This is a genomic window from Acidisoma sp. L85, assembly GCF_009765865.1.
GTDB lineage: Bacteria > Pseudomonadota > Alphaproteobacteria > Acetobacterales > Acetobacteraceae > Acidisoma.
The window spans coordinates 266343-277824 of sequence record NZ_LMUQ01000039.1 but is presented as its reverse complement, the minus strand read 5'-3'; the positions used below and the strand labels follow the sequence as shown (position 1 = coordinate 277824).

Below are 11482 nucleotides of genomic sequence, written 5' to 3'. Positions count from 1 at the left end.
GCGCAGGAAGCGACGGCGTTCGCCGCTTCGGCTTCGGAGATGCGGCCATCCGCGCGCATCGCGGCGAGCGCGGGAAACAACGCGGCGCTCATGCGCGTGCGGTCGACGCTTTCCATCGCGCGGCCGAAAGCTGAAGACACCTGCAGAAGGTTTGCCATCCGATAGATGTTGCGCGAGCGGTTGGTGCCGGCGGCATGGAAGAGTGCGGGGTTGAAGAAAGCCGCGTCGCCCTTGGCCAGCGGCAGTTGCACGTGATGCTTGTCGAAATAGGCCGCGAAGGCGGGCGTTGTCACGGCGAGGTAACCGGGCTCGTAGGTTTGCGAATAGGGCAGGTAGAGCGTCGGCCCGCTCTCCAGCGGCATGTCGCAATGCGCGACGGCGCCTTGCAGCGTGAGCGCGGGCGACAGGCGGTGCACATGCGCCGGGTAGCGCTCCATCATCGCGGGAGTCTGGAAGCCGAGATGATAGTCGCGATGCGCGGATTGCGCCGTGCCGCCCGGATTCACCACGTTGATCTGCGACGTCATCTGGTAGGCCGGGCCGAGCCAGGCCTCCGAGACCAAGGCGAGCACCGCATTGCCGTAGTAGCGCGCGAAGATCTCCGGCTCGCGCAGGCAGAGCTTTTCGAGGGCGTTCCAGATGCGGTCATTCGCGCCCGGCTTGGCGAAGTGGTCGCCGCCGCCGGTATGGTTCGCGTGTTGCTCGGCGATGATGGCGCGGAACGCGTCGCTCGCGGCGTCGATCGCCGCCATATCGGTGAAGGCGCGGCGCAGCACGATGATGCCGGGACCGGTCATCATCGCCTCAGCCCATTCGGCGAGGAGGGCGCGGCGGGTTTCGGGCATGGCCGCCGCCGATCGCACTCGGTCGCAATCGTAGATGAGAACCTGAGAGGCGATCTCGGCGGCGAAGGGATAATCCTCCGGCCGCGTTTCGTGCGCCAGAAGGGGTGTGAAGTCATCGAGCCAGGTGCGGTCCTGGGCGAGGAAGACGCGATCAGCGCGCAATGGGGCAAGATTGTCGGTTTTCACGGCGACGTCCCTTGGTTCGTTTCTGCCTACAGCATAGAAGCCTTTGCATGGACCAGCAGCGCAGGAATCCCTCAAAAACCCCTCAACGATCCCTGGTTCAAGTCTGCACCTGATGTCGCGTGATTTCCTGGTCAAGGAGATCGCGGCGCAGGCTGGGGTCAGCGTCGCGACCGTGGATCGCGTGCTCAATCAACGCGGTGGCGTGCGGAGCCTGACGCAGCAACGCGTCACCGAGGCGATCGGCGACCTTGCGGCGCAGACCCGACAGCGCGCCTTGGTCGGCCGCCGCTTCACCATCGACCTCGTGATGGAGGCGCCGGCGCGGTTCAGTGCCGAGGTGCGGGCGGCATTGGAGGCGGAGTTGCCTATGCTCCAGCCGGCGGTGTTCCGCTCGCGCTTCCATCTCGCGGAGGCTTTGCCCGAAAGCGCGATGATCGAAACGCTGGAGCGCATCCGCAATCGTGGCAGCCACGGCGTTATCCTAAAAGCGCCCGATGTGCCGGAGGTGGCGGCGGCAGTCGATCGGCTGGCAGCGGCTTTCATTCCGGTAGTGACGATCGCAACGGATCTGCCGCATGCCCGGCGGCGCGCTTATGTCGGCATCGACAACCGGGCGGCGGGAGAAACCGCGGCTTACCTAATCGGCGAATGGCTGGGGCCGGCGCCGTCCCGCGTTCTGGTCACCCTTAGCAGCAATCGCTTCCGCGGCGAGGAGGAGCGCGAGGTCGGCTTCCGCCAGGCGCTGCGACACGACTACCCCTGGGTAAGCGTCTCGGAGGTCAGCGAGGGGCGTGGGATCGACCGTGAGACCGGCGCGCTGGTCGGGGAGGCGCTGGCGGCGGCGCCCGATATCGTGGCGGTCTATTCGGTCGGCGGTGGCAACCGCGCCATTGTCGCTGCCTTCGCGGCGGCGGGCCGTGCCTGCCGGGTCTTCGTGGGCCACGACGTCGATGCCGACAATGCGGCGCTGTTGCGGGCGCGGCGGATCAGCGCGGTGCTGCATCACGAGCTAAGGCAGGACATGCGGACCGCCTGCCGCCACATCATGGTCGCCCATGGCGCGCTGCCGGAGTTCGCGAGCGGATTGTCCCCGGTGCAGGTGATTACACCATTCAATCTTCCGGGTTGAGCGGCAGCATGGACACCGATGCGCCGCGCGCTTATTGATGCGACTTAGCAACGAAAGTTTCCGATGGCGATCGTGCGGGTGCGCAGCTTCGCCTTCTCGGGCATCGAGGCTGTGCCAGTCGAGGTTCAGGCACAGCTTTCGAACGGCATCCCCAACTTCCTGGTCGTCGGCTTGCCGGATAAGGCGGTCGCCGAAGCGCGGGAAAGGGTGCGCGCGGCGCTCTCCGCGATGGGCCTGTCGCTGCCGCCGAAGCGCGTGCTGATCAATATGGCGCCCGCCGACCAGCTCAAGGAGGGCAGCCATTTCGATCTGCCCATGGCGCTGGCCGTACTCGGCACGATGGACATACTCCCATACGAGGAACTCGCGGGTTACGCGGCGCTGGGAGAACTTGCGCTGGATGGCAGCATCGCCGCCGTGGCGGGCGTGCTGCCGGCCGCGATGGCGGCGGCGACGCGCGAATGGGGGCTTATCTGCCCGGCGTCGCAGGGCCCCGAAGCGGCCTGGGCAGGCAATATCGAGATCCTCGCGGCACCCGACCTCATGTCGCTGATCAACCATTTCCGCGGCACCCAGCTTCTCAGTCCGCCCGCATCCGGCGGCGTGGCGGAAGTACCGGAGGGTCCGGACCTGGCTCAGGTAAAAGGCATGGAAACGGCGCGGCGCGCCTTGGAGATCGCGGCGGCGGGCGGGCATCATCTGCTCATGATCGGGCCGCCGGGAGCGGGCAAATCCATGCTTGCCTGCCGTCTGCCGGGGCTGCTGCCGGATCTGTCGCCGCTGGAGGCCCTCGAAGTCAGCATGGTGCACAGCGTTGCCGGCATGCTGGAGGGCGGGCGCCTGCTGAAGCGACCGCCGTTTCGCGAACCGCATCATTCGGCGTCGCAAGCGGCACTCTCCGGTGGTGGCCAGCGCGCGCGACCGGGTGAGGTCAGTCTTGCCCATCGCGGCGTGCTGTTTCTCGATGAATTGCCGGAGTTTCCCCGTGCTGCCCTCGAAGCCCTGCGGCAGCCGGTCGAAGCCGGGCGCACCACCGTTGCGCGGGCGGCCGCCCACATCACCTACCCGGCGCGCTTCCAGCTCATCGCGGCGATGAACCCCTGCCGCTGCGGCCATTTCGGCGATGCGGCGCGCGAATGCGGTCGAGCCCCGCGCTGCGCGGAGGACTATCAGGGACGCATAAGCGGCCCGCTGCTCGACCGCATCGACCTCGTCATTCAGGTCTCGCCGATCACGCCCACCGAACTCTCCCGCGCGCCGGAAGGCGAAGCGAGCGCCCTCGTCGCCGCGCGTGTCGCCACGGCGCGCCTTCGGCAAAGGCGCCGCCTCGGCGAGACGCTGCTCAACAATGAGGCTGACATTGGTAGCCTTCTCATCAGCGGGGAAGGACGTTTGCTGGCGGAGACTGCCTCCGAACGCCTGCGACTATCCGCGCGGGGCTTCACGCGCCTGCTCCGGGTCTCCAGCACCATCGCGGATCTGGCTGGCGTGGCGGAGGTGCGGCGCATGGATGTGGCGGAGGCGCTTGCCTATCGCCACCGCCCGCCGGGTCAGCCGGTGCTCCGAGCCGCTGGCCGTGACCCGCTGGGGCGTTGAGGGGAAGCGCCGGAAGGGGCTAAGGGTTCCGCGTGTTCCTTCGAAGGCTGATCCAATGTCCGATACGCTCCCCGACCGCCTCTCCACCAATCCGCGCAGCCCGCACTACAACCAGGCTTTGCTTGAGCGTGGCATCGGCATTCGCTTCAAAGGTGTCGAGAAGACCAATGTCGAGGAATACTGCGTGAGCGAGGGCTGGGTGCGCGTCGCCGTGGGCAAATCCGTCGATCGCCACGGCATGCCGCTGACGATGAAGCTTACCGGACCCGTGGAACCCTATCTGCGAGACGGGGCGGACGCGAAGGGCTGAGCCGCGCAGCCGCACGGTTTGCCGCCGCGCCACAAACGGCGCCGCGTGGCCTCACTTCTGAAATTGCGGCCCGACAAAAGTGAAAAGACTCTGCGGGAAGGTGCCGCCGTATTGCACGTCGTAGAGGCTCACCTGGGTCTGGCGCCCCTGGGCATCCCGGATGATCCAGCTCCGCAGGGTCAGCGGGTCGGTGGCGAAGACGAGGGTGATGGTGCCGTCATTCGGGCGCTGCGTGCGCACCAGGGTCACCTGAATCTGGCCCTTGGCGCGGGCGAGGCCGGTGACGGTCACCGAGCCCGACAGCCGGAGGTTGTCTTCCAGGAGCAGACCTAGGGGCGTGCTCGACAAGAACAGATTGCTCGTCTGCCGCACTGCCGGATCGTAGTAGACGAGCAAGCCATGGCCCGCGACCAGCAGCATGCTGGCGGGCGCATCGTATTGGAACCGCATGCGGCCTGGCCGCTGCATCCAGGCATCGCCGCCGATGCTGTTGCCATTGGCATCGACCTGCAGGAAGCGCGCCTTCAGCGTATGGATGCCGTTGAGATAGTTCTCGATGCGCGCGATGTCGGCTTCGTCCCGCGCGCTTCGCGGCGGGGCTGCGGCAAGCTGGGCGCGGGCGATCCCGGGCGCGAGGAGGCCGAGGCCGGTGGCAGGCAGGAGGGTAAGGAAGCTGCGTCTCTTCATGCCGATCATGTGGCACTCACGCGCGACTTTAGGAAGGCGGCAGCGTCACATGATGCAATGGAAGCGCATCGCCGCCACGATTATGCCGCCAGCGAACCCATGCTGAGCGAGGAGGAGGCGGGAACCGAGATGCCGCGAGCGCTCATGGCGCCAGCCGTGATCATCCGCCAGGCGCGGCGGTCGGCGAAAAGCGCGCGGAGCACGAGGTTGTTGAGACGGTGGCCCGACCGGTGGCCTGTAAAGCGGCCAAAAAGGGTGCCACCGGCAAGCGCCAGATCGCCCACAGCGTCCACCACCTTGTGCCGGACGAATTCATCCGGCATGCGCAGACCGGCGGGATTGAGCACACGCTCGCCTTCCACCACTACGGCATTGCCGAGATTGCCGCCGCGCGCGAGACCGGCCGCGCGAAGCTCGTCGATTTCCTCTGATAGCGCGAAAGTGCGCGCCTCGGCGACCTGGGCGCGGAAGGCGCTTTCGGACAGGCGAAAGCTACAATCCTGACGGCCGATGGCGGCAGCGGCGAAATCGATCGACATGGTGATGTCGAGACCATGCCAGCTACGGCCCGAGGGCAGCGGCTCGAGCACCGCCGAGGCGTCCCCGTCCCGCACCGTGACGCGCTTGAGCACCTCGATCACCGGCCGGGCGGCCGCGAGTTCCGCGATGCCGGCGCAATCGATCAGGAAGAGGAAGGGCGCGGCGGAGCCGTCGAAGATCGGCAGTTCGGGGCCATCAACCTCAACGAGGAGATTGTCGATCCCAGTTGCCGCCAATGCGGCCATGAGATGCTCGATCGTGCCGACGCTGACATCCGACCCGTCTTCCGTGGAAAGCCGGGTGCAAAGCCGAGTGTCGGAAACGAGATCGTAACGGGCCGGGATGTCGATGCCGAGATCGGTGCGCCGGAACAGAATGCCGGTTCCCGCCGCTGCGGGCCGCAGCGTCAGATGAGCCCGGCGACCGCTATGCAGGCCGACGCCGACGCAATCGATCGCCTCACGCAGAGTGCGCGACAGGGCGGGCGCGGCAATCTCGGCATAGTGTCCGGGCAATCCATCCATAAAAGCTCTCCTGACCCGTCCGGACTCGGAGCGGCATTAGCCAACTGGCTGAGACCGCGTTGCGTTAACAGTAGTTAAGGGCCGCGCGCGATCCTCGCCAGTCAAGGATTGTTGCTGGATGTTTCGCTCATAAGGCTCTCGAACTAAAACAAAAACGTCGGGCAAGCAGCACGGTTAGTTAGTTTGCTCTGCTGCGGTGCGGGATGCTTTTCAGTCGAACTATATCTCGGACGGGAGACCCGCAAGCGCCCGCCATCCCGCCTCGTCGAGCACGGTAAGGCCGAGGGCGGCCGCCTTGCGCGCCTTCGATCCGGCATCAGCTCCGGCCACAACGTAGTCCGTGTTCTTCGAGACGCTGTCGGTGACACGGGCACCCAATTCCTCCGCCCGCGCCTTGGCCTCGGGCCGCGTCATCGTCGCCATGCCGCCGGTGAAGACAATGGTCTTGCCGGCGAGGGGGCTGTTGCCGCTCGCGACCGCCGCGTCCTCGATCGTCAGCACGGCGGCCAGCGCATCGAGCGCCTGAATGTTGCGGGGTTCGGCGAAGAATTCCATGAGCTCCTCGGCCACCGCCGGTCCCACGCCGATGATGCCGCCCAGCGCCTCGCGCTCCTCCGATCCCACTACGCGCGCCGCCAGCATCTGCTCCCGCCAATGGGCGAAGCTGCCGTAGTGGCGCGCGAGGAGCTTGGCGTTCACTTCCCCGATGCGGCGGATGCCGAGGCCGAAGAGGAAACGCGCGAGCGGGATTTTCCTGCGTGCCTCGATCGACCGCATAAGATTGGCGGCAGAAAGCTTGCCCCAGCCCTCACGCTTCGCGATCTCCGCCTCGTGTTCCGGAAGGGCGAAGATATCGGCCGGGCCACGGATGAGGCCGTCATCGTAGAACTCGGCAACCGTCCGGTCGCCCAGCCCCTCGATATCGAACGCACCACGCGAGACGAAATGGATGATCCGCTCCACCGCCTGGGCGGGGCAGATCAGGCCGCCGGTGCAGCGCCGCACCACCTCGCCGGGCGGCCGAAGCGCCACCGAGCCGCAGATCGGACAGGTCTCCGGCGGCACCCAAGGCGTCGCGCCGTGGGGTCTTTTGTCCGGCAGGATGCCGAGGATTTGCGGGATCACGTCGCCGGCCCGCTGCAGCATGACCGTGTCGCTGATCCGTACATCCTTGCGCGCGATCTCATCCTCATTGTGCAGCGTTGCGCGTGTCACCAGAACACCGCCGACATTGATCGGCTCCAGCTCGGCGACGGGGGTCAGTGCGCCGGTGCGGCCGACCTGGATGCGGATGTCGCGCAGCAAGGTGACCGCCTGCTCGGCGGGGAATTTCCAGGCGATCGCCCAACGCGGCGCGCGCCCGACGAAGCCGAGGCGGCGTTGTAAACCGAGGTCGTCCAGCTTGTAGACGACGCCGTCGATGTCATAGGGCAGCGTGGCCCGCGTCTCGGCCATCTCCTGCTGAAACGCCCCCGCCTCGCCGCCGCCAGCCACCGCGTGGCGCAGGGGATTGACGGCGAAGCCCCAGGCGGCCAGGCGGTCGAGATAGGCCGAATGCGTCTCCGCGACGCTCTCGCTCGCCTCGCCCATCGCATAGGCGAAGAAGGAGAGCGGGCGGCTCGCGGTGATGCGGGCATCGAGCTGGCGCAGGCTGCCGGCCGCCGCGTTGCGCGGATTGGCGAAAAGCCGCTCGCCGGCTTTCTCCTGCGCCGCGTTGAGCGCAAGGAAATCCGCTTTGGTCATCAGCACCTCGCCACGGATCTCGATCCGCGCGGGCGCCTTGCCCTTCAAGGTCTTCGGCACGGTGCCGAGGGTTCGAATATTGGCGGTGACTTCCTCGCCCACGAAGCCGTCGCCGCGCGTGGCGGCAGCGACGAGCTTTCCTTCCTCGTAGGTCAGGGAAATGGAGAGGCCGTCCAGCTTCGGTTCGGCGAGGAAATGCAGCGCGTTGTCGGTCTTGAAGCCGAGGAAGCGCCGGATGCGGGCCTCAAATTCCTCGAAATCAGCGGCGGCGAAGGCATTGTCGAGCGACAGCATGGGCACGCCATGCGGCCACTTGCCAAAACCGGCGGCGGGCGGGGCGCCGACCGCTTCGGTCGCGTCCGGAGTTGCGAGGTCCGGATGCGCCTCGAGGATCTCGGCATGGCGCCGGCGCAGCGCGTCGTATTCCGCGTCGGTCATCTCGGGCGCGTCATCGCCGTGATAGGCTTGGTCAGCCTTGGCTATCTTGGCCGCGAGTTCGGCGAGTTCGGCCGTGACTGAGGTTTTCGTCTGCGCGCGAGGACTGGGCTTCTTGGTCATGTCGTCCGCTCCGGCGCCCTGATCAAAGTTGCGACCTGCCTCACCCCTGGAAGGGATGGGAGTTTGGCCTATACGCGGGCCCGATTTCCCAACAGGCTATCCGCCGCAGCCCGCGCCGCTTCCGTTACCTGCTCGCCGGATAGCATGCGCGCCAATTCCTCTCGCCTTGCGTTCCCCGTCATCGCCTCCACACGCGTGACACTGCGTTCGCCATCCAATGCCTTGGCGACGCGCAGATGCGCATCCCCGCGCGCCGCGACCTGCGGGCTATGCGTCACGGTTAGAAGCTGGATGCCCTGGGCGAGCCGCGCAAGTCTTTCGCCGACGGCCGCGGCTGTAGCACCACCGATCCCCGAATCCACTTCGTCGAAAACCAGCGTGCCGACGGGCGAACCACGGCTGAGCACCAGCTTCAGCGCCAGCATGAGGCGCGACAGCTCGCCGCCCGAGGCAATGCGCTCGATCGGACCCGGCGCCTGCCCCGGATTCGTCGCGATGAGGAAGCGCACCGCTTCGGCCCCGCGCGCCCCCCAGCCTGCTTCGTCCAGCGGCAGAAGCTCCACGACGAAGCGCGTCTTGTCGAGGCGGAGGGGCGGCAATTCGGCCGAGATCGCGGCTTCCAGATTACGAGCGGCTTCGGTGCGTGCGGCGCTCAACGCCTCGGCGCGCACGACGTAAAGTTTGCGAGCGGCGGCGACGGCGGCGACCCGCTCGGCGACCCCGGCCGTGCCGCTGTCGAGCGCGGCGAGGCGAGCACTGAGTTCGTCCTGCAGTGCGGGAAGTTCATCGACAGCGATGCCGTGTTTGCGGGCTGCCGCGCGGAGGGCGAAAAGCCGCTCCTCAGCCTGCTCAAGAACACGCGGATCGGCATCCGCCTCCTGGCCAAGTCGGGACAGCAGCGTTTCGGCCTCGGCCAAAGCCTCCTCGGCACGGTCCAAGGCTGCCATGGCGGGGGCGAGCGGCCCGGTTTCACCCTCGCCGGCGGGCACCAATCGCTGCAATCCGCGCGCGGCGGCACGCAATGCGGCGGCGGGCCCTGGGTTCCGGCGTTCACGCGGGGCGATTTCCGCGAGCGCAGCGGCGATCCCCTCAGCTCGGCGCACCGCCTGCTGCATCGCGTGGCGGGTTTCGGCGAGCCGCGTTTCCTCGCCGGGTTCCGGCCGCAGCTTGCCGAGCTCATCGACGGTATGGCGCAGCCATTCCTCATCGCGCGCCGCCTCCGCCATGGCGCGCCGCGCCGCATCGAGCGCCGTCGTCTCTGTCCGCCAGCTCGTCCAGGCGGCAGCGACGGCCGAGGTCAGTGCGGGTGTCACGCCGAAGCCGTCGAGCAGCGGGCCGTGGGCGGCGGGGTCCGCCAGCCCGATCTGGTCGTGCTGGCCCTGTACCTCGACCAGCAAGGCCGCGAGACGACGCAGCAGGCCGGCGCTGACTGGCTGGTCATTGACGAACGCACGCGAGCGGCCGTCGCGGCTCACCACGCGGCGGATCACGATATCCTCGTCGCCCTCCAGCCCCTGCTCGGCGAGCAGCGCGAAAGCGGGATGGGCGGGCGGTGGTGTGAAGAAGGCAGTGACGGCGGCCTGTTCCTGGCCCGCGCGAATAAGGCCGCTATCAGCCCGGACCCCAAGCGCCAGGCCGAGGCTATCGAGCAGGATCGACTTACCGGCCCCAGTCTCTCCGGTAAGCACTGTCAGGCCGTCGCCGAAGGTGAGATCGAGCCGGTCGATCAGCACCACGTCGCGGATGGATATCGCGCTGAGCATGGACCCAGGCCATCCGCGTCAGAGGGGGGAAAGTATCAGAACAGCCAGCCGAAGAAGCCCCCCGAGGATTTCGGCGGTGGCGTGGCCGCGACCGGACGGGCCGCCAACGGCGAGGCAGGGTCTGCGGTCGTGCCGGCGATCGTGGTGGTATGGCCAGCCTCGGCAAGCGTCGCGGTGCCGGTCTTGCGGTCGATCACGTCCTCGGCGGCGAGTTTGCCGAAGGCCTGCTGATACCAGGGGCTGCCGGGATAGTTATAGGCCAGCACGGCGGCGGTGCGCCGCGCCTCATCGGTCATGCCGAGCTTGAGGTAAATCTCGGTCAGCCGCTCCAGCGCCTCGGCGGTGTGGTTGGTCGTCTGGTAGTTGTTGACGACCGACTGGTAGCGGCCGATGGCGGCTGCATAGAAATGCTGCTTCTCATAGAAGTGGCCGATGACCATCTCGTGTCCCGCGAGCTGGTCGTTCGCGAGATCGATCTTGAGCTGGGCATCCCGCGCATAGGCGCTGTCGGGGAAGCGATTCACCACATCCTGCAGGGCGCCGATGGCGTCATGCGTCGTCCGCTGGTCACGCTGCTCGTCGGAGATCTGCTCATAATAGCAGAGGGAGCGGAGGTAATAGGCGTAGGCGATGTCACGGTCAGCCGGATGGAGGTCGATGTAGCGGTTCAGCGCGCTGATCGCGTCCGTGTAGTGGCTGCGCAGATATTCCGTGTAGCCGTGCATGAGCTGGGCATTGGTCGCCCAGGGGGAATAAGGCGCGTTCTCTTCCACTGAATTGAAGGCATCGACCGCCTCCTGATAATTCCCCTTCTGAAGATTGTTGATGCCCGCGTTGTAGACCGCCTGCGGCGGCGACTTGGCGTAGATCGACGTCAACTCTTTCTTGGACGGGCCACTATTGAATATGCCGCAGCCCGCCAGACCAACGGTCAGGCAGGGGGCCAGAATCAGGGCGGCGAGCGGGAAATAGCTGCGTTTCTGCGACATCGTCCGGGCTTATAGCCACTTACCCATCGCGCGCGAAGACCCGCGGGAAGCCGTAATCACGACTTTCGGCTGGAGCCCGGAACCCAGACAACCTCCAATCCTGAGCCAGCATTCAGTGCCCGGCTGAGAACGAAGAGATGGTCCGACAGTCGATTGAGCAGCCGGACCGCCCAAGGATTGACCACCTCGGCAGCGGCCAGCGTCACGGTCGCGCGCTCGGCCCGGCGTACGGCTGTTCGTGCCACATGGGCGAAGGCGGCGGCTGTCGTGCCGCCGGGCAGTACAAAGCTGGTGAGCGGCGGCAAAGTCTCATTCATCGCCGCGACTTCCGCTTCCAGGCGGCCAGCGCTCTCCGCGCTCACCCGCAAGCGTTCGTCCGGACCATTCTCGGGCGGCGGGACGCAGAGGTCGGCGCCGAGGTCGAAGAGATCGTTTTGGATGCGGGCAAGCATCGCGTCCTCTTCCGGCCGGTCGCGCGTATGGAGCCGCAGCACGCCGATGGCCGCATTGGCTTCATCCACCGCGCCGATCGCCTCGATTCGTGGCGCAGCTTTCGAAACCCGCTCGCCGGTGCCCAGCGAGGTTTGGCCGCCGTCGCCGCCGCGCGTGACC

At 67.1% G+C, this 11482-nt stretch carries 10 protein-coding genes; 3 read left to right on the top strand and 7 right to left on the bottom strand.

Going from position 1 to position 11482, the window contains the following annotated elements:
* On the bottom strand, positions 1-1031 hold a 1031-nt coding region (locus GSQ83_RS11575; RefSeq protein WP_158803150.1), incomplete at its 3' end, for a phytanoyl-CoA dioxygenase family protein.
* Between the two features lie 112 nt (positions 1032-1143).
* On the opposite strand from GSQ83_RS11575, the gene GSQ83_RS11570 reads away from it, so the two are divergent.
* The 3 genes from GSQ83_RS11570 (at position 1144) to GSQ83_RS11560 (ending at position 4066) form a co-directional block, all read left to right on the top strand.
* On the top strand, positions 1144-2160 hold the full coding sequence (locus GSQ83_RS11570) for a LacI family DNA-binding transcriptional regulator (RefSeq protein ID WP_158803029.1): 1017 nt from the start codon (positions 1144-1146) through the stop codon (positions 2158-2160).
* Between the two features lie 63 nt (positions 2161-2223).
* A complete protein-coding gene (locus GSQ83_RS11565) occupies positions 2224-3756 on the top strand; it encodes a YifB family Mg chelatase-like AAA ATPase (RefSeq protein WP_158803028.1) in 1533 nt (510 codons plus the stop codon).
* Positions 3757-3811: 55 nt separating this feature from the next.
* Positions 3812-4066 carry a DUF3297 family protein gene (locus GSQ83_RS11560; RefSeq protein ID WP_158803027.1) on the top strand — a complete coding sequence of 85 codons (255 nt, stop codon included), beginning with the start codon at positions 3812-3814 and terminating at the stop codon, positions 4064-4066.
* 51 nt (positions 4067-4117) lie between these two features.
* Here GSQ83_RS11560 and GSQ83_RS11555 read toward each other — a convergent pair whose 3' ends face one another.
* The 6 genes from GSQ83_RS11555 to GSQ83_RS11530 form a co-directional block, all read right to left on the bottom strand.
* A complete protein-coding gene (locus GSQ83_RS11555; RefSeq protein ID WP_158803149.1) occupies positions 4118-4753 on the bottom strand; it encodes an outer membrane lipoprotein carrier protein LolA in 636 nt (211 codons plus the stop codon).
* Between the two features lie 80 nt (positions 4754-4833).
* Complete coding sequence (gene lpxC / locus GSQ83_RS11550; RefSeq protein WP_158803026.1) at positions 4834-5817, bottom strand: UDP-3-O-acyl-N-acetylglucosamine deacetylase; 984 nt, start codon at positions 5815-5817, stop codon at positions 4834-4836.
* Between the two features lie 219 nt (positions 5818-6036).
* Positions 6037-8118: an NAD-dependent DNA ligase LigA gene (gene ligA / locus GSQ83_RS11545; RefSeq protein WP_158803025.1), complete on the bottom strand. Its 2082-nt coding sequence runs from the start codon at positions 8116-8118 to the stop codon at positions 6037-6039.
* A gap of 68 nt (positions 8119-8186) precedes the next feature.
* A complete protein-coding gene (gene recN, locus GSQ83_RS11540) occupies positions 8187-9881 on the bottom strand; it encodes a DNA repair protein RecN (protein WP_158803024.1) in 1695 nt (564 codons plus the stop codon).
* A gap of 35 nt (positions 9882-9916) precedes the next feature.
* Positions 9917-10870, bottom strand: a complete 954-nt coding sequence (locus GSQ83_RS11535; RefSeq protein WP_158803023.1) for an outer membrane protein assembly factor BamD — start codon at positions 10868-10870, stop codon at positions 9917-9919.
* A gap of 56 nt (positions 10871-10926) precedes the next feature.
* A partial coding sequence (locus tag GSQ83_RS11530) for a cob(I)yrinic acid a,c-diamide adenosyltransferase (RefSeq protein ID WP_158803022.1) occupies positions 10927-11482 on the bottom strand: 556 nt, incomplete at its 5' end.